General features: G+C 61.7%; 18 protein-coding genes and 1 pseudogene. 12 read left to right on the forward strand and 7 right to left on the reverse strand.

All coding sequences use genetic code 11. From position 1 onward, the window contains the following. The first annotated feature begins 7 nt into the window (after window positions 1-7). From EQW76_RS22595 to EQW76_RS22605, 3 genes are all read left to right on the forward strand, one after another. Complete coding sequence (locus EQW76_RS22595; RefSeq protein WP_142831239.1) at window positions 8-2,926, forward strand: FAD-dependent oxidoreductase; 2,919 nt, start codon at window positions 8-10, stop codon at window positions 2,924-2,926. Further along, on the forward strand, window positions 2,923-3,651 hold the full coding sequence (locus EQW76_RS22600; RefSeq protein ID WP_142831210.1) for an amino acid ABC transporter ATP-binding protein: 729 nt from the start codon (window positions 2,923-2,925) through the stop codon (window positions 3,649-3,651). The genes EQW76_RS22595 and EQW76_RS22600 overlap by 4 nt, the downstream gene beginning before the upstream one ends. Before the next feature lie 163 nt (window positions 3,652-3,814). Next, entirely contained in the window at window positions 3,815-4,225 is a 411-nt protein-coding gene (locus tag EQW76_RS22605; RefSeq protein WP_142831211.1) for a DUF3830 family protein, read from the forward strand. Window positions 4,226-4,880: 655 nt separating this feature from the next. On the opposite strand, the gene EQW76_RS22615 is transcribed toward EQW76_RS22605, so the two are convergent. From EQW76_RS22615 to EQW76_RS22625, 3 genes are read right to left on the reverse strand one after another with little or no spacing between them, the layout of a single operon-like run. Further along, window positions 4,881-5,129, reverse strand: a complete 249-nt coding sequence (locus tag EQW76_RS22615) for a hypothetical protein (RefSeq protein ID WP_142831212.1) — start codon at window positions 5,127-5,129, stop codon at window positions 4,881-4,883. Between the two features lie 60 nt (window positions 5,130-5,189). Continuing rightward, entirely contained in the window at window positions 5,190-6,761 is a 1,572-nt protein-coding gene (locus tag EQW76_RS22620) for an amidase (RefSeq protein WP_341798999.1), read from the reverse strand. A 56-nt stretch (window positions 6,762-6,817) separates the two neighbouring features. Further along, entirely contained in the window at window positions 6,818-7,525 is a 708-nt protein-coding gene (locus EQW76_RS22625; protein ID WP_142831213.1) for a cysteine hydrolase, read from the reverse strand. Window positions 7,526-7,860: 335 nt separating this feature from the next. On the opposite strand from EQW76_RS22625, the gene EQW76_RS22630 reads away from it, so the two are divergent. Next, window positions 7,861-8,907 carry a substrate-binding domain-containing protein gene (locus EQW76_RS22630; protein ID WP_161990985.1) on the forward strand — a complete coding sequence of 349 codons (1,047 nt, stop codon included), beginning with the start codon at window positions 7,861-7,863 and terminating at the stop codon, window positions 8,905-8,907. Between the two features lie 199 nt (window positions 8,908-9,106). Further along, window positions 9,107-9,526, forward strand: coding sequence for a MarR family transcriptional regulator (locus tag EQW76_RS22635; RefSeq protein WP_162854777.1), 420 nt, complete (start codon window positions 9,107-9,109; stop codon window positions 9,524-9,526). 409 nt (window positions 9,527-9,935) lie between these two features. On the opposite strand, the gene EQW76_RS22640 is transcribed toward EQW76_RS22635, so the two are convergent. Genes EQW76_RS22640 through EQW76_RS22655 form a run of 4 tightly spaced genes read right to left on the reverse strand, consistent with a single transcriptional unit; the run spans window position 9,936 to window position 14,402 of the window. Continuing rightward, window positions 9,936-11,339, reverse strand: coding sequence for an amidase (locus tag EQW76_RS22640; protein ID WP_142831215.1), 1,404 nt, complete (start codon window positions 11,337-11,339; stop codon window positions 9,936-9,938). 24 nt (window positions 11,340-11,363) lie between these two features. Beyond that, the gene (locus EQW76_RS22645) at window positions 11,364-12,764 is read right to left on the reverse strand and encodes an amidase (RefSeq protein WP_142831216.1); all 1,401 of its coding nucleotides are present in this window, start codon (window positions 12,762-12,764) and stop codon (window positions 11,364-11,366) included. A gap of 13 nt (window positions 12,765-12,777) precedes the next feature. Next, window positions 12,778-14,199, reverse strand: coding sequence for an amidase (locus EQW76_RS22650; protein ID WP_142831217.1), 1,422 nt, complete (start codon window positions 14,197-14,199; stop codon window positions 12,778-12,780). Between the two features lie 2 nt (window positions 14,200-14,201). Next, window positions 14,202-14,402, reverse strand: coding sequence for a hypothetical protein (locus EQW76_RS22655; RefSeq protein WP_142831218.1), 201 nt, complete (start codon window positions 14,400-14,402; stop codon window positions 14,202-14,204). Between the two features lie 328 nt (window positions 14,403-14,730). On the opposite strand from EQW76_RS22655, the gene EQW76_RS22660 reads away from it, so the two are divergent. From EQW76_RS22660 to EQW76_RS22690, 7 genes and pseudogenes are all read left to right on the forward strand, one after another. Next, window positions 14,731-16,332 carry an ABC transporter substrate-binding protein gene (locus tag EQW76_RS22660; RefSeq protein ID WP_142831219.1) on the forward strand — a complete coding sequence of 534 codons (1,602 nt, stop codon included), beginning with the start codon at window positions 14,731-14,733 and terminating at the stop codon, window positions 16,330-16,332. 78 nt (window positions 16,333-16,410) lie between these two features. Next, a pseudogene (locus EQW76_RS22665) lies at window positions 16,411-17,371 on the forward strand (ABC transporter permease). 34 nt (window positions 17,372-17,405) lie between these two features. Next, a complete protein-coding gene (locus EQW76_RS22670; protein ID WP_142831243.1) occupies window positions 17,406-18,284 on the forward strand; it encodes an ABC transporter permease in 879 nt (292 codons plus the stop codon). Between the two features lie 16 nt (window positions 18,285-18,300). Beyond that, the gene (locus tag EQW76_RS22675) at window positions 18,301-19,383 is read left to right on the forward strand and encodes an oligopeptide/dipeptide ABC transporter ATP-binding protein (RefSeq protein ID WP_143123257.1); all 1,083 of its coding nucleotides are present in this window, start codon (window positions 18,301-18,303) and stop codon (window positions 19,381-19,383) included. A gap of 22 nt (window positions 19,384-19,405) precedes the next feature. Continuing rightward, window positions 19,406-20,482, forward strand: coding sequence for an ABC transporter ATP-binding protein (locus tag EQW76_RS22680; RefSeq protein WP_244615437.1), 1,077 nt, complete (start codon window positions 19,406-19,408; stop codon window positions 20,480-20,482). Window positions 20,483-20,663: 181 nt separating this feature from the next. Continuing rightward, complete coding sequence (locus tag EQW76_RS22685) at window positions 20,664-21,614, forward strand: acetamidase/formamidase family protein (RefSeq protein WP_142831222.1); 951 nt, start codon at window positions 20,664-20,666, stop codon at window positions 21,612-21,614. Next, a complete protein-coding gene (locus EQW76_RS22690) occupies window positions 21,611-23,299 on the forward strand; it encodes an asparaginase domain-containing protein (RefSeq protein WP_142831223.1) in 1,689 nt (562 codons plus the stop codon). The genes EQW76_RS22685 and EQW76_RS22690 overlap by 4 nt, the downstream gene beginning before the upstream one ends. Window position 23,300: the final 1 nt, after the last annotated feature.

Consider the following 23,300-nt stretch of genomic DNA (forward strand, 5'->3'; position numbering starts at 1 on the left):
CGACTGCATGCCCGACATTCTCACCAAAACTCCAGAAGTCGGGCTGATCAACCTCTTTGTAGATGGCGTCGGCATCGCCGTCGAGAAGGGCCTGTCTGTAGCAGCCGCGATCGAGGCATCGGGCTCTCACGGATTTTCCCGAGGTCTAAAGGGAGAGCCGCGCGGTCTTTTCTGCGGCATGGGCGCGTGTCAGGACTGCCTCGTCGCGGTCGACGGCAGACTGAGCCAGCGGGCATGCATGACGATCGTCGCGGACGGAATGCGCATTGAACGCCCTTCACCTCGGGCTGAGATCTCGTCGTCGGGCATCGCCGATCTCTGCGACGTCCCTTCGTCGCTCCCTACGCGCGTGATGGACATGCTGGTGGTGGGGGCGGGACCCGCGGGTCTCGCCGCTGCCCAAGCGGCTGTCGCGGCGGGCGCAAGCGTCACGATTGTAGACGAGCGAGCCACGCCCGGTGGCCAATACTTCAAGCAACCGTCGAGCGACCATGCGAAAGAGCATCTGCGTGGTGACGCGCAGGCGAGCCAGGGTGCCGATCTAATTCGCTTGCTCGAGAAAAGCGGCGTCGCCATTCTCAGGGGTACCATGGTCTGGGGTGCTCAGCTGAACGAGGATGGTAAAGCGACTATCGGATGCTTCGGGCCTGACGGTGCATTCTACTGCCAGCCGAAATTTTTGATCATAGCGACAGGTGCTTACGAACGACCCGCCGCCGTGCCGGGTTGGACCTTGCCTGGTGCGATGACAGCAGGTGCGGCACAGACGCTGCTCAGAAGCTATGCGACCGTTCCGGGAAAGCGGATCGTCGTCACCGGGAATGGCCCTTTGAACATTCAGGTGGCAAACGAGATCCGCAAGGCGGGCGGTATAGTTGTCGCTCTTGCCGATAAGGCGGCGCCACCGTGGAAGTCGCCTGGAGCCGGCGCGCAACTCTTTGCTGCCGATGCCACGCTTGCGTTACTGGGCTGTCGTCAACTCTCGGCGTTGCGATCTGCCGGAACGAAGGTCTTCTGGGAGACCACCCTCAAAGCGATTCACGGGCGTGAGAAGGTGGAGAGCGTCACCATCTCGGGGCCAAAGGGTGAGCGAACTATAGACGCTGACGCTGTATTGATCGGCGGCGACTTCACCCCATCCAACGAATTGTCCCGACTGCTTGGATGCGGCCATGAAGTCGTCGGTGGCGAGCTGTCCGCGATCTGCGGCGAGGGTGGCGAGACCACGATAGAAGGTATCCACGTCATCGGTGAAGCTGCTCGCTTCGGTGGGGCGTATGTTGCAATGGCAGAAGGGCGTCTAGCGGGCTTGGCCGTTGCGAAAAAGCTCGGTCTGGATGCCTCGCCAGATATCAAGGCGCAGCGACGACTCGGTCGCCATCGCGCATTTCAGAAGGCACTCTGGAACCTGTTCGCGCCAATCGAGAATGCGGTACAAATTCAGCCGCCGGAGACCATCGTCTGCCGCTGCGAAGGTGTCACTCTAGGGACATTGCAGGCAATCAGCGCGCGTAGCGCAAATGACGTCGCGACGGTGAAGCGGCTGTCACGTGCTGGTATGGGTCGTTGCCAAGGACGCTACTGTAGTAAGCGCGTGGCGAACGTAGTGGGCGAGACTCGTCGAGGCAGCGAAACTCAGGGTTTCCTTGCCCCTCAGATGCCACTTCGTCCTCTTCCGCTTGCAGCACTTGCGGTCGAGAAACCGGAATGGGGTGGTCATAAAAGGGCCATGCTGCCAGAGAGGTCACCCCGTGTCGAGATTGTGCCTTTACCCATATCGAGCATTTCGACGCTAGTCATCGGGGCAGGGATCGCAGGCCTGTCCACGGCGCTTTTTCTTGCCAGAGCCGGCGAAGATGTCGCAATCGTCGAACGCGCCTTCCCTAACTCGTTGGCGTCGGGCGGCAACGCGGGCAGTCTTCACGCCCAACTGCTTTCCTTCGATCACGGCAGCCGCGCCGAGGCCGGGGGAGGGCCTGCAGTGCAAACTTTGCCGTTGCAGCGCGATTCCATTCGCCTGTGGGCCGACTTGCAGAAGGAACTCGGCCGGGATTTCGAAATGAAAGTGACAGGCGGCGTCATGGTTGCCGAGACCGACGCGCATATGCGCTTTCTTGCGGCCAAGGTGGCGGCAGAACGTGGAGCTGGCATCGACAGTCGACTGATCGACCGTGACGAGCTTCGCCATATCGAGCCGCATCTGTCGCCGGACTTCGTCGGTGCAGCCTATTGCTCGCAGGAAGGCAAGATCAATCCGCTCGTTGCCACGCAATACGTTCTCGAAGCGGCGCAACAGCAAGGTGCCCACGTGTTCGAGCGCTGCGAGGTCCTCTCCATCGCCTCGGTAGCCTCCGGAGGCTTCGACGTGAGAACGTCGCGCGGCAACATTCGAGTAAAACGCGTCATCAATGCCGCCGGCGCGTTCGCCTCACGCATCGGCGCAATGCTTGGTCTTGATATCCCCGTGTTCGGCGCGCCATTGCAGATGGTCGTGACCGAAGCAGCAGCGCCCCTTATCACCTGCCTCGTCGCGCATGCTGATCGGCATCTGACCTTGAAGCAAGCGTTCAACGGAAACTTCATCATCGGCGGCGGATGGACCGCAGGTCTCGATCCGGTTCACCAGCACCCCCGACCGTCGTTTTCCAGTCTTGAAGGCAATCTTTGGGTTGCCCAGCATGTCGTGCCCGCCCTTCGCAAGCTGAACGTCATTCGCAGCTGGGCGGCGATGAACATCAATATCGATGGCGCCCCGATCCTCGGAGAGCACCCGTCGCAGCCTGGGTTTTTCAACGCGGTCACATCGAACGGCTACACACTCGGCCCGCTGATCGGACATCTCACGGCTCAGCTGGTGCTTGGGCGCGAGACCGGTCAGGCGCTGCAGCCTTTTTCCATATCCCGCTTCTCGAAAGGTCGATCATGATCGAGATCACAGGCATCACAAAATTCTACGGCAGCTTCGAGGTGCTGAAGAACTGTTCCGTAAAGGTGGAAAGAGGCGAAGTCATCGTCGTTTGCGGGCCTTCAGGATCCGGCAAATCCACGCTCATTAAATGCGTCAACGGCCTGGAGCCCTTTGACCAGGGTTCGATCCGTGTCCACGGCATCGAAGTCGGGGATCCGAAAACGGATCTGCCAAACCTGCGCACCCGCGTCGGGATGGTTTTTCAGAATTTCGAGCTCTTTCCGCATCTGACGATCATAGAGAACATCATGCTAGCCCAGAAGATCGTCCTCGGTCGTACGGCAGTCAGTGCCGAAAAGAAGGCTATGGAGCTTCTCGATCGCGTCGGTTTGGTCGAACAAGCAAAGAAATATCCTAGCCAGCTTTCGGGCGGCCAGCAGCAACGTGTCGCGATTGCCCGTGCCCTGGCCATGGATCCGCTCGCCATGCTTTTCGACGAGCCGACCTCGGCACTCGATCCGGAGATGATTTCGGAGGTTCTCGATGTGATGACCGGGCTCGCGAAGGACGGAATGACGATGATGGTGGTGACGCACGAGATGGGTTTCGCCCGCCGAGTCGCCACCAGAGTCATCTTCATCGACCAGGGCGAGATCCTTGAGGATTGCCCGAGCGAAGAATTTTTTTCGGGGAAACACAATCCAAGGACGGAAGCGTTTCTCGGCAAGATTCTTCAGCATTGAAAGGCGTTGCCATGCCCGAACTCGATCTCGTCATCAAAAGCGCCAACGTGGCCACCGCGTCGCACTGTTCCTGGGCGATGTAAAAGAGCGGGACAAATACCGGCCATCTGCAACTCGGCCAGCCGAAAAAGATTATCACAACTGAAAAATAGAAAGATCGACAATGAAACTGAAAATTACCGCAGGCCCGTTCACTTTCGATGCCAAGCTGGAGGTCGAGAAAGCGCCGAAAACCGCGGAGGCGTTCTTGAAGCACCTGCCCTTCAGCGGGGAGATTGTGCACGTTCGCTGGTCGGGCGAGGGCGTCTGGATTCCGCTCGGAGACAAGGACTTCGGCGTCGGCTATGAAAACCACACGAGCCATCCCGCCCCTGGTCATATCATTCTGTATCCCGGTGGGATCAGCGAGACGGAAATTCTGCTTGCCTATGGCGGTGTCGACTTCTCGTCAAAAATGGGCCAGCTTGCCGGAAACCACTTCATCACCATCACCTCTGATTTGGACAAGCTCGCTGAACTGGGCGTAATGACGCTTTGGCGGGGTGCCCAGGCAATCAAGTTTGAGGTTGCGTAGAATGGGCAAACCGACACGCTACCGTCAGCGTGTCGGACATCATCGGATTTCCGAGTTTCCAGTGAATTGCGACTTGCAAATGCTTTGATCGGTGGCAGTCGTTCATACCCGGTGGGCGCCACCTAGCAGACTGTGGTTTAGACTGCACTGAGGCATAAAATGAGCGGCATTTAGATAGCCTCGCTAGCTTGCGCAGTATCATTTCTCTATGTCGAGGCACACGAGGTTGTGAGATGCCCGGAATTGGCCGCGTAGTCACTTCGCGGTCAGTCTTCCAAAGACTGCTGGCACCCAAGTCGGGAGATGTACCTCGCGAAACCGCGATAATTCAATAGCTTCACATTGAGGTCATTCGCGGGTCGCAGGTCCAAATCCTATCAAGGCGTTGGAATCGCAGAATGACGAAGTACAAGCACAAAACGTTCGGTGATAATCGGGTCGAACTTAACGCCGTTGACGATGATGCCAAGCTGGCTGAGTTCGCACGTGAAAAGCCTCGGGTGAGGTCGTGCAGCGCACTTCGTCGCGATATAGAGGGTGTTACCAGGTGGCCGCGCCACCTCTCCGAAAGCCGATGCGACGTTAATGACATGTCCATCCCGTCCTTGCAAAACGTTTTCAGCATCCTTGGTAAGCGCGATCGGAGAGCAGACGTTTACACTAAAACAGATGCCTTAAGACTGAACAGGCGATCCAGGAACGGAATTTTACAGCCTCGCGCCGTCGACAAGGGTGTCGAGACAACCTTCGATTTTTTTTCGAAAGCCTTTTCGATGACGACGATTAGGGCGTTGGTACCCTCGATCGTGCTGAGGTTTGCGCCAATGGCGTCCCGCTGGTCGAAATGAGGTTCACATTGCGTGGCCTTAAAAGGCTCCTGGAAAAACCCTGTTCTGCCAGCCATTCGATCGTACCGATGGTTCCGCCGCGTGCTCGAACCGGCCTTGCCATTATCTGGACGGGATCAGTTGGGCTCACTATAAAAATCCTCGACAAGTTTTGGCGTGATGCGGTGATGAGTCGCTTGCTCGTAGTCATAGGCGAAAGTTAGCAGGTCCGCCTCGCTCCACAGGCGGCCGACGAATATCAGGCTGAACGGGCCGCCATTAGCAAACTGGCCCGCCGGCACCGTTACGCCCGGCAGCCCGGCAATGTTGATTTCCGACACCGTCGTTGCCGGGAAGGTGGCTTCGTCGAAAATGCCTGGCAGCGCCTCGGACACCTGCGGAAAAATAAGAAGATCGAGATTGTTCTGCCGCATGACGGCATTGAACACCCGCAGATAGGATTGGCGCAGCGCCAGAAATTCGCTGAGATCGGGGACTGCCGCCGGATTTTCTAGGGATTTGCTGAGGATCGGCATGGTCTTCGGGTGACTGCCCAGCAGCTTGTCATCGGCAAAAGGGTCGTCCGCCAGCAAGCCCTTTAAAGCCAGCAGCGAATTTGCTGCAGCCGAAGGGCCAAGCCGGCGGAGATAATTGTCGAAGTCATGGGCCATCGATTCCATGCCTCGCGGATCGAAATCACCCTCCAGGGCGCTGAGAGCGGCAAATTCCGTGCCGGCAAAAGGATCGTCGACCGCGACGATGCCGCGCTGCCTGAGCTCGTCAATCGCCACGGCGTAAAGCGCGGCGGCTTCCTTCGACAGCGGCTTCGTCCGCCATCCGGCACCGTAAAGGCCGACACGCGCGCCGTTGAGGGCGGTAAGGCTCAGCTTTGCAGTGTAGCCGCCCTCGGGAATATTGCCGATGCTCGCCACCGTTTTCGGGTCTTCGGCGGAATAGCCGGCCAAGACGTCGAGCAGCAGGGCGGCATCGGTGACAGTACGGGCATGCGGGCCGACGACGTCGCGGGTCGAGCCGGCCAGCGGCGCGACGCCGGCGTTCGGCACCAGGGCAAACGTCGGTTTGACGCTGACGAGGCTCTGGGCGGCGGCCGGGTTCTGGATCGAGCCGCCGGTCTCCTCGGCCAGGCCAACGACGGCGAAGCCGGCGGCAATCGCCGTTGCCGTGCCGCTCGAGCTGGCACCGGGGGCAATGGCGCGATTGACGGCGTTGTAGGTCGGGCCGTCCCAGCTCGAATTGGCGCGGGCGCCATCATGGCTGAAGGCCGGGATATTCGTCTTGCCGAGAATAATCGCCCCGGCCGTCTTCAGCCGGCCAACGACAGGCGCGTCGCGTTCCGGCATCAGATCGATGCCGCCCGTGCCGCTGTAGAGTTGCGCCCAGCCGGCTGTCGACGGCAGGCCGACAAAATCCATCGCTTCCTTGACGACGACGGGCACGCCGGCCAGGGGGCCGAGCGTTTCGCCGGCAGCCCGGCGCGCGTCAATGGCCTTCGCATCCGCCAAGGCAGCAGAGTTCATGAAGGTAAAGGCATTGTAGTAAGGCTCAAAGCGCTCGATCCGCGCCAGACAGGCGAGCGTCAGTTGCTCTGACGTATAGGCGCCGCTGGCAAAGGCGGCTTGGATGTCGTCAATTGTCAGTGCGGCGATATTAATATCGGCGAGGGGAGACATGGGGCTAGATGCGTTCACGATGATGCTCCAGACGTGGTGGATGGGAAACGTGCGCGACGCTGTCGCCGCCTCGGCTAGGCAGCTGCTTTAGTCGCGATCGAGCTTTCGATGAGGCCCAGCAGATGCGGCGTGTCCATGACATCGGCGAAGATCGCCGACATGCTGATCAGCGTCGCGTTGTGCTCCTCGTCGCTGAGCGTGGCGTTGGCGTCGGTCATGAAGATGATGTTGTAGCCCATCTGCAACGCGTCGCGCGCCGTGCTTTCGCAGCAGCAGTTGGTCAACGTGCCGGTGATGATCAGTGTGTCGATGCCGCGTGCCTTCAGTTGCTGGTCGAGATCGCAGGTCTCGGGAATGAAGGCTGAAAAGCGTGTCTTGTCGAAGACGAGGTCAGCGTCCCTGACATCCAGCTCCGGCGCCAGCTGCCATTGGTCGGCGCCGCGCGAAAACGCCTCCGTCATGATGTCGAACTGGGTCTCGCTCATATAATTGTGGAACCAGACGTTCCAAGGCAGTTTTTCGGCCGCGTCATAGGTGTAGCGCAGAAAGACATTGGTGCCACCGGCGGCCCGCACCTCCCGGGAAATGCTGTTGACAGCGCCAACGATTTCGCGCGTCACCGGCACCTCGACCGCCGCACCCTCGGCGACGAAACCAACCTGCAGATCAACGATGATATGGGCGACCTTCGCCATGTCGAGACTGTCGAAAACGTATTCCTTGCCGCCGCGCTGCTTGCGGCCGCGATCGATGATGTGCTGCGGGATCGAAATCTTATGCATGTCGCTCTCCTTCGGTCAGGGTTGATGATCAGGGTCGGGAGTGATCGGGCGGCAGCCTGGCGCCTTGTCGACATGATCAGAATGAAATAATTAATTACGAAACTATCAGCTTGGCAAGTATTTTAATTATCGGCGTGGTGATTAAATAGGCCGCGCCGTCAGTCGATGAAAATTGCGCCAACTGTTTGACAGCCTCCTTCAAGCCATGCACTATGACGGCACACAGCGGATTACTTTCCAGGGCAACTGTTAATCCAATCGGATTGGCAGACCGTCAGCCATGGGCGAGGCATGGGACGAACTGCCGCTTCGATGCCCACAGAAGGGACAGCAACATGAAAGTTGGTCTGCTACATCCCCGAACCGGCGTTGCCGGCATGTGGGCGCCATCCATGGATGCGGCCGCCCTGGTGGCGGCGGCCGAGATCAACGCTGCCGGCGGCATCCTCGGCGAGGAGATCGAACTGGTGTTCGGCGATTGCGGCTTTTCCAACGGCGAGGCGCTGGCTGCCGTCAATATGCTGCTGGAGGTCGATGGTGCCGAGGCGATCATCGGCGGCCATCCGAGCAATATCCGCGACACGATCAGTGATCGGGTGTCGCACCGCGTTCCCTATATCTACACGCCGCAATATGAAGGTCTTGCCTGCGGTCCCTCGACCATCGCCATCGGTAGCGTCGATCACGAATTGATGGCGCCGGCGCTACACTGGTTTCGAAACGACAAGCGCGCCGAGCGCTTCTTCTTCGTCGGCAATGACTACATCTGGCCGCGTTCGGCGCTGGCGACCACCCGGCAACTGATGTTGCAGCAGGGCGGCAAGCTCGTCGGTGACCTGCTGGTGCCGACCCATCCAATTGATTACACGGCGGTCTTGCGGCAGATCGCCCGCAGCGGCGCGCAGGTTGTGATCCAGGCGCTGGTCGGCCAATGTTCGGTCGAATTTAACCGAGCCTTCGCCGCCGCCGGGTTGGACGAAAAGATGCTGCGCTTCGGCCTGATCGTCGACGAGACGGTGATCTGCGGCATCGGCGCCGATGCCTCGAACAATCTATTCACCGCCGCCAACTACTTTTCCGAACATCATTCGCAATCGAACGATCATTTCCTCGAGCTCTATCACGATGCTTTCGGCGAATATGCGCCGCCGGTATCGGCTGCGAGCGTCGGCTGCTATGAGGGTTTCCATGTGCTCGCCGGCCTTGCCCGCGACCTCCAATCGCGCGACAGCCGCAGGCTTGCCCATCACCTGAAGCGTTCCTTGACGCGACCGGCGGCCCGCCACATGCTCAGCGGCAAGCCGGTCGGACGATCTCCGGGGGTCTATCTCGGCCAGGCCGAAGGCGCCACCCTGCGGGTTGTTGCGGCCTTGGCACACTGAAGAATAATTGAAAACGAAATATTGTCAGTTTCCATCCCTGATGCTATCAGGGCGTCGAGCAGTATTAGGGAATCCGAAATCACTTCATGGCATTTCTGGCGTGTCGACGCCGGCTCGTGTGGTTGAAATGACGCCGGCAGACAACGTCTATTGCTAGAAAATGAAACTAAAGAAAAGCAAAGTGTCGGGGTGGGAGGAAATGGCTCCAATTCGTCTGAAGGACCAGCTGGCCTATATGATCGCCAGTGTCAATCGCCAGCTTGAGCAGGAACTCGAAGAGCGGCTGCGCCCGGGCGGCGTGCCGATCGAGCAGTTTCGCATTCTCGAGGTGCTGGATGCCAGCGAACCTTGTGCCATGGGCGAAATCGCCGGCCTGTCACTGATTGAGCCGCCGACGCTGACTAAGATCATCGACAAGATGGTGGCCGAAGGACTGGTCTATCGCGCGCCGGACCCGAACGATCGCCGCCGCGTGCTGATCCTGACGGCGCCGGGCGGCAAGACGCTGTTCAAGCGGCTGCGGGGGGTCTCAACGGCCCAGGAGCAGCGGATCGTCGAATTGCTGGAATCCGACCGGGCGGCAGAACTGCGCAACCTGCTGCGAGAATTGATCCAGTAAATGGATGACAGTGGCGGTCGGCTGGCGGGCCATCGACCGCTGTGACCGCGACGAAGCCTGCTGATACGTAGGATGAAACGGTCACGCGATGAAAACCATCGGTGTTTGTCAAAGAGCAAGTCGGACCGGGCGCTGAAAGCTGCCCAGCGGCTGGTTCGTGGAGTGGTGGTTATCCTCTGTCAGGATCTGATCCTTAGCTGCGCTGAGTCTTCGTCTGCCTCTCTTTCCAGCTAAGGAAAGCATCCGGGCCTCCTTGTTTCGCTTCCGGCGGGCGAAAAAAGAAATTTCAACATCCTAAGTGAGAGCGAAGCGCTGGAACCTGCCCGAGCAGATGCAGCCACAAGATCCGCAGGCGCTGAATTGACATACGCACTCCATCTTCTGCGCGTCTGCCGGCCGCCGTCTCGCCTCAAAACCCCGTCGGGCGGCGAGTGTGCCAGTCGGTCGCCTGCTGATATGCGTGCGCGACTTTCAGCAGCATCGCCTCGGACCCGTGGATGCCGGCCAGCTGGAAGGCAACGGGACGTCCATCATCGGTGAAGCCGCAGGGCAGCGTCACGGTCGGTACGCCGCTGGCGTTGAACGGCGTGGTGAATTTGCCGATGATGTTGAAATCGATGGCGACGGCCGCCCGGACTTCTTCCCAGGTCGGCGTGCCGCGGCCGAAGACCGGCATGACGAAGACATCGATAGCTTCGGACATGCTGACGATGGCGCCGCGGAATTTGTAGCGCTCGATGACGCCCTTGCCGATATCGACCGGGTTGGCGCTGCGGCCGGCCTCCATGCCCTGGCTGATCCAGCCGCCATAGCGCGATGCCTGCGACGGATAGGTTTTTTCGTGGGCCGCTGCCATTTCCATCATAGTCATCGACATGGCGTAGGTCAGCAGCGTGTCGATCGCCGGGAATTTGACGTTTTGGGTCAGCGCGCCGATCTCCTCGAGGACAGTGATGGCGTCCTTCAGCAGGCCGATCGTTACCGGATCAGCATCTGGCGCAACATAATCCCAGTCGAGGCCGATCTTGATGCCGCGAGCGCCATAAATGCCGTCGAGCGCTTCGAGGTAGTTGGGAACCGGCGCCCTCAAGGTGGTCGTGTCGTTCCTGTCCCAGCCGGCGAGCGCCTGCAGCATGGCGGCGGCGTCCGCGGCTGAACGGGCCATCGGGCCAAGATGGTCGAAGGTGGCGGCAAGATCGAAAATGCCGTAGCGGCTGATCAGGCCCCAGGTCGGCTTGATGCCGGTCAGTGCGTTGCAGGCCGAGGGAAAGCGGATCGAGCCGCCGGTGTCGGAGCCGATCGCCGCATAGGTGAGGCCGGCCGCCGTCGAGACGCCGGAGCCGGAGGAGGAGACGCCGGTCCAAAGGTCTTTTTTCCAGGGATTGACCGGCTCGGGCATGTCCGGATGGTGCTCGATCGTCGCGCCCTCGGTCATGTGCAGCTTGCCGAGCAGGACGGCGCCGGCCTCGGCCAGTTTGGTCACCACCGTGGCGTCGTAATCCGGCTTGAAATCCTCGTAGATTTTCATGCCGCCGGTCGTGGTGATGCCCTTGGTGAAGCACAGGTCTTTGACGGCGATCGGGATGCCGTGCATCGGGCCGCGATAGATGCCCTTGGCAATTTCTGTTTCCGCGGCTTTGGCTTGACGCAAGGCCAGATCGGCGGTGACGGTGGTGTAGCTCTTCAGGCCGGGGTCGTATTTCTCGATGCGCGAAAGGATCGCCTCGGCGACGGCCACCGGCGAAACGGCGCCGCTTTCGATCTGCTTGGCTACGGATGTCAGGGACTGGAAATGGATGTTTTCGAGGGACATGCGGCAAAACTTTGTTGTTCGAAATCAGGAAAGCGGCGGGCGGCGGGTGTGCCAGTCGGTGGCCTGCTGGTAGGCATGGGCAGCCTTCAGCAATTCGGCTTCCGAGAGATGCGGGCCGATCAGCTGCACGCCGAGCGGCATGCCGACAGCCGACAGGCCGCAGGGCATGGTGACGCTGGGGCTGCCGGCGATGTTGAACGGCGCAGTGTAGCCGAGGAAACCGTGCAAATTCTTCAGATGGGCGTCCATTTCGTCGTAGCGCGCGCCGATAAAGGGATAGACCGGCGAGATCAGCGCATCGATGCCGACGAACATACGCGCCAGTTCGCCCTTGAAACGGTCCTGGGTGATGTAGGCCTTGGCCATGTCGATCGGGCTGTAGGCGAAGCCGCGCTCGAGGGCGGCGGCAAGCTGCGGGCCGAACAGTGCCTTGTCCGCTTCAAAGACCGGCTGGTGAAAGCTGGCGCTTTCGGCATCGGTGATGATCATCTGCGCCGACGTCGCGGCCCTGCGGTCCGGGACCTTGACGGGGACGATGATGGCGCCCAGATCGGCAAAGACGGCGATCACGTCCATGATCGCGGCGATCGTCTCGTCATCGACGCCAGTTTCGAGATAAGCCTCGTCGACGCCGATGCTAAAACCGCGGGCGCCGCGCACCCCGTCGAGCGCGGCCAGATAGTCGGGCGTCGGGGCCGACACGCTCGTCGGGTCCATCGGGTCGGGGCCGGCAAAGGCGTTGAACATCGCTGCGGCGTCGGCAGCGCTGCGGGCCATCGGGCCGATGGTGTCGAGCGAATCAGCCAATGGAAAGACGCCGTAGCGGCTGGTGCGGCCCCAGGTCGGTTTGAGGCCGGTGACGCCGTTGGCGGCCGAGGGAAAGCGGATCGAGCCGCCGGTGTCGGTGCCGAGGCTGGCAAAGCACAGGCCCGCCGCCGTCGCCGCCCCCGAGCCGGAGGACGAGCCGCCTGGCCAATAGTCGCTGTTCCACGGATTGAGGCAGCGACCGAGCGCTGGGTGATGCTCGCCGAAGGCGCCTTCGTGCAGATGCAGTCGGCCAAGGATGATGGCGCCGGCTGTTTTCAGGCGGTGGACGATGGTGGCGTCCTTGTCCGAGACGAAATCCTTGTAGGCGAGCGAGCCAAAAGTCGAGGCGACGCCCTTGGTGTGGAACAGGTCTTTTATGGCAATCGGCACGCCATGCAGGGGGCCGCGGTAGCGGCCGGAATCGATCTCCGCCTTGGCCACAGCTGCGTCCGCCATAGCGCTGTCGGCTGCAATGGAGAGATAGGAATTCAGCGCCGGATCGACGGTTTCGATGCGCGCCAGCATCGCCTCGGTGAGCGTGACCGGGGACAGGTCGTGGCTGGCGATCAGGGCGGAGACCTCGAGAAGGGAGGCATAGTGCAGGTCGGTGACGGTCAAGAGAAAACCTCGCTCAGGCGGCCCTGGCCGGTTGGAATTGGGCCGGGCGGCGCTCGGTGACGCCGGCAACCGCCTCGTAGGCGGCGCCGATGCGCAAGATCGTCGGCTCGTCGAAGGGGCGGCCGATGATCTGGGCGCTGAGCGGCAGGCCGTCGGCACCAAAGCCGATCGGCAGGGCCAGGGCGGGGTGGCCGGTGACGTTGAACGGGCCGGTCAAAATGCCGGCCCAGCGGCCGGCGTCGGGGCCGAAGGCGGAAAAAGGGCCGGCTGTCGTCAGGGCGTTCGGGGCGAGCAGTGCGTCGTGGGTTTTCAGCAGACCGTTGACGGCCGCGGTCAATTCGCGGCGCAGGCGCTGGGCCTGCACCAAGTCGGAGGCAGACAGCACGGCGCCTGAAATCAGCTGCTGATAGGCGTAGCGGCCATAGGCATAGGGCCGGGTTTTCAGGTCGGATTCGTGGATGGCGTAGGCTTCGGCAAACAGGATGACACGGTTGCAGGCGTCGAACTGCTCGAAGGGCGGCATGTCGACCTCCTCGACGATGGCGCCGAGGGCTGACATCTGTTGAGCTGCCGCGTCGAGGGCGTCGGTCGCCTCCTTGGTGAGCGACGGATTGTCGATAAAAAATTTCCGGGTATAGCCGATCCTAAGGCCGGCAATACCCTGGCTGAGCGGCGCGCAAAAATCTGGGACAGGGACATTGGCCGAGGCCGGGTCTCGCGGGTCGTAACCGGCAATCACCTGCATGGTGAGTGCGGCATCCTCGACCGACCAGGACAGCGGGCCGCAATGGTCAAGCGAATAGGCGAGCGGAAAGGCGCCGCGGCGCGAGACGCGGCCATAGGTCGCCTTGAGACCGACGACGCCGCAAAAGGCGGCCGGCCCGCGGATCGAGCCGCCGGTGTCGGAGCCCATCGCCATGCGCATCATTCCGGCGGCGACGGCCGCGGCCGAACCGGAGGAGGAGCCGCCGGTGAAATGATCGAGATTCCAGGGGTTGCGGGCAGGCGGGAAGGGCAGGTCGAAACTCGGGCCGCCAATGGCGAATTCGAAGGTGCCAAGCTTGCCGAGCAGCACGCCGCCGCCGGCCGAAAGTTTTTCCTGCACGGCGCAATCGGATTTTGGCACGTTGTCGCGCAACAGGTTGGAATGGCAGGTGGTGCGGATGCCGGCGGTATCGTAGAGATCCTTCAGGCCGTAGGGGATACCGTGCATCGGGCCATGGTCGAGACCCTGGGCGAAATTGGCGTCGGCCCTGTCGGCATCGGCAAGGGCGCGCTCGGTCGTGACCAGAACGAAAGCATGAATGTCGGGGTCTGTGGCCCTGATCGTTGCCAGGGCATCTTCGGTGAGCTGGCGCGAGGTCAGCGTTCCGGCGCGCAACGCGGCGCCGGCTTCGGCGATGGATAAAAGGTGGAGCGGCTTGGAAACGGTCATCGTCAGTCCTTTTCAACGAGGCTGTAGACGTGCGCGGGTTCGGCGGCGGCTGTTCGCGGCTGGCGCAGCCAGTGAAGGGCGGCCAGCAGCCGCCCGGCAACGGCATAGGTGCCGGCAGCGCGATCGGCCGGCGGCACGACTCCGGCATCGTGGAAGCGTTGTTCGATGGCAGCGATATCGGGCGGTGAGGGGGGGTGCGTCATGGTCGATCTCCTTCAGGATCTCGCCACGTTAATGTAACAATTGATAATTGAAAACGATAATATCTATTGGTGAAATATTAGCCCGGATGCCACTTTTTTGCACTGCAGCATTCAATTTTACGCCCTATCATATTGGCAACGCGCAACATTCCAACGCGTCGCAAAGATGCACGCTTCGTTGGAAATAATTAAAATGCTTTAATTTTTAATATTTTACAATTCGTTAGAGCAATTTCGTCGGTGCTGTCGTGCTACCGGCTCGGCGGCTGGCACGGGCTTTGCAAGATAGTCTCCGAACACGGCGCATCCGCGGACAGGAGAAAGCACGATGACACCACTGAGAATGCGAGGCCTTTTCAAATCGGCTGCCTTTGCAGCCTTTGCAGCGATGGCTGCCGCCGGCTTTACCGCCCCGGCATCGGCGGAAACGGTGCTGCGCGTCGCCATGACGGCAGCCGACATTCCCGATTACACGGGCGCCCCGGACCAAGGTTATGAAGGCTATCGCTTTGCCGGCTACACGCTCTTTGATGCGCTGGCGCTCTGGGATCTGTCGAGCTCCGACAAGGCGGCCGATATCAAGCCCGGTCTCGCCACCTCCTGGACGATTGACCCCGCCAACAGCAAGCGCTGGATCTACAAGCTTCGCCAGGGCGTCAAATATCATGACGGCTGCGACTGGAACGCCGATTCCGCCATCTGGAATTTCGACCGCGTCCGCGATCCGAAATCGCCGCAGTTCAACCCGCGCCATGTCGGCCAGATGGGCACCTATGTCGCCAACATCGCCAGCGTCGACAAGATCGACGACTACACCATCGCCATCAACACCAAGGTCGCCAACTCGCTGTTTCCCTACGAAATGGCGATGTATTACATGATTTCCAATTGTGCGGTCACCGCCGACAAGAATGATTACAAGGCCTATGCGGCAGCCCCTTCCGGCACAGGGCCCTACAAGTTCAGCTCCGTCAGTCCGCACGAGCGGCTGGAACTTGTGAAGAACGACAAATATTGGGACCCCGCCCGCGTGCCAAAACATGACCGGCTGGTGCTGCTGCCGATGCCAGAGGCCTCGACCCGCGCGGCCGCCCTGCTCTCCGGCCAGGTCGACTTCGTCGAGGCGCCGTCGCCCGACACCATTCCGCGCCTGAAGGGCGCCGGCATGCAGATCGTCACGGTGCCCTATCCGCACAACTGGGACTACATGTTCCGCATGGACGTCCCGCCGTTCAACAATCTTAAGGTTCGTCAGGCAGCCAACTATGCCGTCAACCGTCAGGACATGGTCGACATGCTGCAGGGCGTGGCCACCGCCGCGACGCAGACGCTGATCCCGTCGCAAGCGTGGTACGGCAAGCCGGTCACCTATGACTATGATCCGGACAAGGCCAAGGCGCTGCTGAAGGAAGCCGGCTGCTCCCCGTGCAAGATCAAGGTCGGTATCTCGACCTCGGGCTCCGGTCAGATGCAGCCGCTGCCGATGAACGAACTGGTCAAGGAGCAGCTCGACGAGGCCGGCTTCGAGGTCGAACTGGTGCCGATGGACTGGAATGCGTTGATCGGCGTCTTCCTGTCCGGCGCCAAGGGCACCGAATACAATGCCATCAATTTCTCGATGGCGCCGATCGATCCGGTGCAGGGCATCCTGAAGAAATGGATGACCAGCTACGCGCCACCGAACTGCTGCAACTGGGGCTTCTACTCCAATCCAGCCGTCGACAAGCTCGGCGCAGAGGCGACGGCCGAATTCGATCCGGCCAAGCGCGACGCCCTGCTGACCCAGATGAACGAAGCCGTCGTCGCCGACGCTTCAGAACTCTATATCGTCCACGACCTCAACCCGCGCGCCCTGTCGCCAAAACTTTCCGGCTTCGTCCAGGCCCAGAGCTGGTTTCAGGACCTGACGCCGATCGTCGTAGCCCCCTGACCTGACACAGCGGCCGCAGCTTTGCCTGCGGCCGTTTCGCATCGTGCGACGACAGCCTGATGAAACTGGAGACATTGCATGTGGCTCTACGCGCTTCGGCGCCTCGTCCTGACCATACCGATATTGTTCGGCGTCACGGTCATCTGCTTCGCCCTGGTCCATATCGCCCCTGGCGATCCGATCCAGAACCTGCTGTCGCCGACGGCCTCTGCCGCCGATGCAGCCCGGCTGCGCGCCGCCTACGGTCTCGACCAGCCGATCCCCATTCAATATCTGATCTGGATCGGTAAAGTCTTTGTCGGCGATCTTGGCCAGTCGATCGCCAACAATTCGCCGGTCTCGGGCGAGGTCGTGCGGGCCTTTTTCAACACGCTGACCATCGCGCTGATTTCGGTGGTGCTGGCTTTCATCCTGTCAATGGTTCTCGGCGTCATTGCCGCCTACAAGGCCGGCACCTGGGTCGACAAGCTGATCACGGCGGTGGCCGTATTCGGCATCAGCGTGCCGACCTTCTGGCTCGGCGTCGTGCTGGTCATCCTGTTTGCCGTCAATCTCTTCTGGCTGCCGGCGACCGGCATGGGCGCCAGCGGCTCGGAGAATTTCAGCTATCTGCGCTGGGCCGATTTCAAGTTCGCGATCATGCCGATCGATCATCGCGCTGGCGCTGCCGCCGCTCGGCATCATGACGCGCACGACGCGCTCGTCGCTGGCCGAAATCCTCAACCAGGATTTCATCCAGACCTTGCGCGCCAAGGGCATGAGCGAATTCCAGATCATGCGCCATGCGGTGCGCAACATCATGCCGCAGGCGGTTGCCATGCTCGGTCTGCAGCTCGGCTACCTGATTGGCGGCTCAGTGCTGGTGGAAACGGTGTTCACGTGGCCAGGCACCGGCTTTCTGCTCAACAAGGCGATCCTCACCCGCGACATTCCGCTGCTGCAGGGGACGATCCTGGTGCTGGCCACCGCCTTCGTGCTGATCAATCTCGTCGTCGACCTCGCCCAGTCGGTAATCGATCCGCGCATCAAGCGAAGCTGAGGAAGTTTTCATGTCCGATATCCCGATCCACTCCATGCCCGTGACCGTCGCCCCTGCAGCGAAGCCCGTCCATGTCCGCGGCTACTGGGGCAGTGTCTGGAACCGCCTGCGCTACGATTACGTCACGCTGTTCTGTCTGCTCGTCATCCTGCTGGTCGTGCTGTCGGCGATCTTTGCCCCGTGGCTGGCGCCGATGGATCCGGACAAATCGAGCATGGCCCACCGCCTGAAGGCGATTGGCACCAAGAACTATCTGCTCGGCACCGACGAGCAGGGCCGCGACATGCTCAGCCGTATTCTCTATGGTGGCCGCGTGTCGCTGACGATGGGCATTGTCCCGGTGCTGTTTGCCACCACCATCGGCGGCCTGTTCGGCGTCATCGCCGGCTATTTCGGCGGCAAGGTCAACATGGTGATCATGCGCACCATGGACGTGTTTTTCGCCTTTCCTTCGGTATTGCTTGCCGTCGCCATCTCCGGCAGCCTTGGCGGCGGCCTGACCAATCAGCTTTTGACGCTGACCGTGGTGCTGATCCCGCCGCTCTGTCGCGTCGCCGAAACCGCCACCAGCCAGGTGCGGACCATGGATTTCGTCGATGCGGCCCGCGCCAGCGGTGCCTCGACGGTATCGATTCTGTTCACCCATGTGCTGATCAACGTCATGTCACCGGTCATGGTCTATGCCTCGACGCTGGTGTCGGTGTCGATCATTCTGGCATCGGGCCTATCCTTCCTCGGTCTCGGCGTCTCGCCGCCGACCGCCGACTGGGGCCTGATGCTGTCGACGCTGCGCCAGTCGATCTATGTTCAGCCGCTGGTGGCCGCCGTCCCCGGCGTCGCCATCCTCATCACCTCGATCGCCTTCAACCTGGTCAGCGACGGTCTGCGCCAGGCGATGGACGTCAAAGCCTGATCGAAAGGACACAGCCATGACCGATCTGATCCTTGCTCCCGCTCCGGCGCCCGTCGATCCGCGTGATCGCGGTGGTGCGGCGCAGCCGATGCTGATTGTCGAGAATTTCAAGAAGTATTTTCCGATCCGGGCCGGGCTGCTCAGCCGCAAGGTCGGCGAGGTCAAGGCCGTCGACGACATCTCCTTCTATGTGCTGAAGGGCGAGACGCTCGGCATCGTCGGTGAATCCGGTTGCGGGAAGTCAACCCTGGCGCGGCTGCTGATGTATCTGATCGACCGCGATGAAGGCCATCTCATTCTCGATGGCGACCCGGTCGGCGAAGCGCGCGGCGTGCCGCTCAACGGCCTGCGTCGTTCGCTGCAGATGGTGTTCCAGGACAGCTATTCGTCGCTCAATCCGCGGCTGCCGATCGAGACCTCGATCGCCTATGGGCCAAAAGTGCAGGGCGCCTCCGCCAAGGATGCCAAGGACCAGGCACGGGCCTTGCTGCAGAAGGTCGGGCTGAAACCGAACCTGTTCGGCCAGCGCTATCCGCACGAACTGTCCGGCGGCCAGAAGCAGCGCGTCAACATAGCCCGGGCGCTGGCGCTCGATCCCCGCCTGCTGATCCTCGACGAGGCGGTGTCGGCGCTTGACAAATCGGTCGAGGCGCAGGTGCTCAACCTGCTCGCCGACCTCAAGGGGCAACTGAACCTCACCTATATTTTCATCTCCCACGACCTGCATGTGGTGCGTTACATCTCGGACCGGGTGCTGGTGATGTATCTCGGCCAGGTGGTCGAGATCGGTCCGGTCGGGATGATCTACGAGGACCCGAAACACCCCTATACCCAGGCGCTGCTCGAATGCCGGCTGAGCATGGATCCGGACGAGCGCGTCGAGCAGGCGCCCCTCGCCGGCGATCCGCCCAATCCGGTCAATCCGCCGTCGGGCTGCCGCTTCCACACTCGCTGCCGCTATGTCGAAGATGTCTGCGTCTCGACCATGCCTGATCTCGGCAATGTGCTCCAGGCCACCCCCGAACGGCACTTGGCCGCCTGCCATATGGTGCATGCCGGTTCGGGCCACAGCCGTGCGCCCGCAATGGCCGATGCCTGAGCCGCCACCAAGGAGATGCGACATGGATGACATGATGTTCTCAAACCGCCCACTGCCCGATGCGCAACAGATCGCGCCGTTCGTGCATGTCGACGACCTGCGCGTCCGGTTCGTCAGCCGCGACGCCACGGTCAAGGCGGTCAACGGCGTCTCCTTCGATTTGGCGCGCGGCGAGGTGCTATGCGTCATCGGCGAGTCCGGCTCCGGAAAATCGGTGATGATGCGCTCGCTGCTGCGGCTGCATGCCAAGAAGCGCACGGTGATCGAAGGCACGATGACGGTCGGCGAGCACAACATCACCGATGTCAGCGACAAGACCATGTCGCAGCTGCGCGGCTCGACCATCTCGATGATTTTCCAGGAGCCGATGACGGCGCTCGACCCGCTCTACACGATCGGCGACCAGATCGCCGAAACGGTGATGCGGCATGAAAATATCGGCAAGCAAGCTGCCTGGGCGCGGGCGCTGGAGCTGCTCGAGCTAGTGCGCGTGCCATCGCCGGAGGGACGGCTGCGCGCCTATCCGCATGAGCTTTCCGGCGGGCTCCGGCAACGGGCAATGATCGCCGTGGCGCTGTCGTGCCGCCCGAGCCTGCTGCTCGCCGATGAGCCGACAACGGCGCTCGATGCCTCGGTGCAGATCCAGGTGCTGGTGCTGCTGCGCAAGCTGCAGCGCGAGATGGGCATGTCGATGATCTTCGTCACCCACGATCTCGGCGTCGCCGCGCAGATCGCCGACAAGGTGGCGGTGATGTATGCCGGCCGGATCATCGAATATGGCGAGGCGCGCGATGTGCTGCTGCACCCGATGCACCCCTACACCAAGGCGATGCTGGCCTCGACGGTCAAGGATCAGGCGCGCGGCGAACCGCTCGAGGCAATCGGCGGCACGCCGCCGGACCTGCGCGCCCTGCCGGAGGGCTGCAGCTTTGCGCCGCGCTGCGCCTATGCCGGCCCGGACTGCACCATCGCGATGCCGCCGCCTCTCACCGACGCTGCCGGCCACATGGCCCGCTGCTTCAAGGTCGGCGTCGCCGGCGAACGGCTGTTCTTCGATCCGAAAATCGTCGAGCCCCCGTTGGCCATGGGGCAGCTATAGACATTCAAATTACTGTCAAAAGAAATAATTGAATTATTGACTAAACCGGAGCGCGCCGCGATAGTTGGATATCACGGGAGCTCAGCGACACGCTCCACCGTTTGGTCTGCGGACGATTTTTCCCATCGGCTTTGGGTCACAAAAAACCAAGCCATGGCGTCTCCGACAAGAGGAACAGAGAATGGCCGACCATCATCTCATGCCGAGCGTCGAAACCTGCCACTGGGGCTATTTCGATGCCACCAAGGCGCCGGCTATCAAGGTCGCCAGCGGCGATATCGTCACCATCGATACTGTCACCGGCGCGCCGAACGTCCTGCCGGATCCGGAAAAATTCCACATCCCGCCGGCGCTCGCATCCATCTATGCCAACCTCAAGCCCGAGGGGCCGCATATCCTCACCGGCCCGGTCTATGTCGAGGGCGCCAAGCCCGGCCATGTGCTGGAGGTGCGCATCCATGAGGTGTCGCTGCTGCAGGACTGGGGGTTCAACGTCATCATGCCGCTGCTCGGCACCCTGCCGCATGATTATGACGAGCCGCGGCTGGTCAATATCCCGCTCGACAAGGAGCGCAACGTAGGCATCATGCCCTGGGGGCTGGAGCTCGAACTGGCGCCGTTCTTCGGCGTCATGGGCGTTGCACCGCCAAAGGGCTGGGGGCGGATCACCTCGGTGGCGCCGCAGGCGACCGGCGGCAATCTCGACAACAAGGAACTTGTGGCCGGAACCACGCTCTATCTGCCGGTCTTCGTCGAAGGCGGCTTGTTTTCCTGTGGCGACGGCCATGGCTGCCAGGGCGACGGCGAGGTCTGCGTCACCGCCATCGAGACGGCGCTGCGCGGCAAGTTCGAGTTCATCGTCCGCGACGACCTGAGCTTTACCTATCCGCGCGCCGAGACGCCGACCCATCACATCACCATGGGCATGGACCCCGATCTCGACCAATGCGCCGTCAAGGCGCTGCGCGAGATGATTGCGCTCCTCGGCGAAAAGGCCGGCCTGTCGCATGCCGACGCCTACATGCTGTGCAGCCTTGCCGGCGACCTGCACATTACCCAAACCGTCAATGTGTCGAAGGGCGTGCATATGATGATGGAGAAGAAGAACGTGGTGGCGGGGAAGAGCACATGAGCAAGATCCGCATCGCCCATCTGGCCGGCCCAACGGCGACGATCCAGAACACGCCGCCGCTGGTCACCTCTAACAAGGCGCGGCTGCGCAAGGGGCTGGCGCCCATCACCGCCGGCAATGGCAATGCCGCCGCCTTCGATCCGCTCAGGGCACAGCGGCTGGCGGCGCCGGTCAAAGTCTACGTCGAGCAATTCTCAGCCCATCCGCTCGAAGCAGACACCGCCGAGCTTTACGACGAACCCGACGGCTATGTCGGCACCGATGGCAGTTTCAACAAGGCGCGCCGCGCCGACAGCGACAAGCCGGTCTACGAGATCGAACTGACGCCGGAAGACGGGCTTTATCCCTTGCCCTACATGGCAATGCAGAAGGACGGCTCGCCCTGGGAAGAAGAAGCCACCTATCTCAACAGCCCGAAAGCCCGGCAGGGTTTCTTTCCCGATGGATCGCGCAGTTTTGAGGAGATCGACCGGCTGTCGATCGGTGCCGACGGCAAGGTCAATCTGATCGGCGGCCGGGCCGATGTCGATTTCTACCGCGTCGCGCCGCCCGGCGGTTTTACCAAGGGCCTTGATCCTGCCGAGCGCGCCGATATCGGCGAGGGCGCCATTTCGGCCGAGCGCATGGGCTGGGATTTCTTCGCCTATAAACCGTACAATCTGGCAAAATCGCCGCCGCGGCCGATGCTGGCTAAGATCACCAACGATGTCCAGGCCGTCATGGCATCCGGCATATATGACGGCGCCATCTGGACGCAGGGCAGCCCGCAGGTCGAAGAAACCGCCTACTGGTTCAATCTGCTGATCGACACCAAATTGCCGATCGCCTGCAATGCGGCGCAGCGGCCGCAGGGGCAGATCAGCAATGACGGCCCGGCCAATATCGTCGATTCCGTCACCTACATCGAATCCGGTATCTGGTCGGACGGCAATGGCGGCAATCGCTGCGGCACGGTGGTCATCCAGGAGCAACAGTTCTTTGCCGCCCGCGAGGTCGCCAAGGTCGACGCCCGGCCCGGTGGCTACATCGCCACCGGCGGCCATGGCGGCATTCTGGGGCAGATCACCCACGCCGGCGCGCCCTATGTCATGTATGTGCCGGCCTACAAGCATACGGCAGAGTCTGACGTCAACATCACCCGGCTGCCCGCAGCGGTCAAAGGGACAAGGCTCAGCGGCGATGTCGTCGAAACTGTCGATGTCCGGGTCAAGGACGAGGGCGGGCAACTGCTGGCCGATGCCATCCCCTCGGTGTCGATCGTCAAGGATGGCGGCTATGCGGCGGAAATGTTCGGCGACGATCCGGCGCCCGAAGCCGACCTCGATTTCCTCATCCGCCACAAGCTGAGCGGCGGCCGGCTGGCCGGCTTCGTCGTCGAGGGCCTTGTGCCGTACGGCCAGGCGACGTCGGAGTTGCGCACCATGATGCTGCGCAAGGCGAGTTTCTGCGGCCTGCCGGTGGTGCGCGTCGGCCGTGGTTATCCGGAGGGCTTTGCCGATCCGCAGGCTTTTAGCCTCGCCGGCATGAACCTCACATCCACCAAGGCGCGGCTGCTGCTGATGGCCTGCCTGATGAGGTTCGGCAGCCTGCCGGCAGCAAGCGACCCGGCCAATCCGACCGACGACGAAATCAAGGCGCTGAAGACGGCGCTGGCCGCCTATCAGGCGGTCTTCAACACGCACTAGT

Origin of the sequence: Rhizobium sp. rho-13.1, assembly GCF_007000305.1 — a bacterium.
Taxonomy (GTDB): Bacteria; Pseudomonadota; Alphaproteobacteria; order Rhizobiales; family Rhizobiaceae; genus Rhizobium; species Rhizobium rhododendri.

Bases quoted from the DNA above. Each gene is read 5' to 3' on its own strand.
- EQW76_RS22680 (WP_244615437.1), top strand. From the start codon at position 19,406: ATGGATGACATGATGTTCTCAAACCGCCCACTGCCCGATGCGCAACAG.
- EQW76_RS22655 (WP_142831218.1), bottom strand. From the start codon at position 14,402: ATGACGCACCCCCCCTCACCGCCCGATATCGCTGCCATCGAACAACGC.
- EQW76_RS22690 (WP_142831223.1), top strand. From the start codon at position 21,611: ATGAGCAAGATCCGCATCGCCCATCTGGCCGGCCCAACGGCGACGATC.
- EQW76_RS22615 (WP_142831212.1), bottom strand. From the start codon at position 5,129: ATGGCTGGCAGAACAGGGTTTTTCCAGGAGCCTTTTAAGGCCACGCAA.
- EQW76_RS22625 (WP_142831213.1), bottom strand. From the start codon at position 7,525: ATGCATAAGATTTCGATCCCGCAGCACATCATCGATCGCGGCCGCAAG.
- EQW76_RS22685 (WP_142831222.1), top strand. From the start codon at position 20,664: ATGGCCGACCATCATCTCATGCCGAGCGTCGAAACCTGCCACTGGGGC.
- EQW76_RS22630 (WP_161990985.1), top strand. From the start codon at position 7,861: ATGAAAGTTGGTCTGCTACATCCCCGAACCGGCGTTGCCGGCATGTGG.
- EQW76_RS22595 (WP_142831239.1), top strand. From the start codon at position 8: ATGCCCGACATTCTCACCAAAACTCCAGAAGTCGGGCTGATCAACCTC.
- EQW76_RS22650 (WP_142831217.1), bottom strand. From the start codon at position 14,199: ATGACCGTTTCCAAGCCGCTCCACCTTTTATCCATCGCCGAAGCCGGC.
- EQW76_RS22605 (WP_142831211.1), top strand. From the start codon at position 3,815: ATGAAACTGAAAATTACCGCAGGCCCGTTCACTTTCGATGCCAAGCTG.
- EQW76_RS22635 (WP_162854777.1), top strand. From the start codon at position 9,107: ATGGCTCCAATTCGTCTGAAGGACCAGCTGGCCTATATGATCGCCAGT.
- EQW76_RS22600 (WP_142831210.1), top strand. From the start codon at position 2,923: ATGATCGAGATCACAGGCATCACAAAATTCTACGGCAGCTTCGAGGTG.
- EQW76_RS22660 (WP_142831219.1), top strand. From the start codon at position 14,731: ATGACACCACTGAGAATGCGAGGCCTTTTCAAATCGGCTGCCTTTGCA.
- EQW76_RS22670 (WP_142831243.1), top strand. From the start codon at position 17,406: ATGCCCGTGACCGTCGCCCCTGCAGCGAAGCCCGTCCATGTCCGCGGC.
- EQW76_RS22640 (WP_142831215.1), bottom strand. From the start codon at position 11,339: ATGTCCCTCGAAAACATCCATTTCCAGTCCCTGACATCCGTAGCCAAG.
- EQW76_RS22675 (WP_143123257.1), top strand. From the start codon at position 18,301: ATGACCGATCTGATCCTTGCTCCCGCTCCGGCGCCCGTCGATCCGCGT.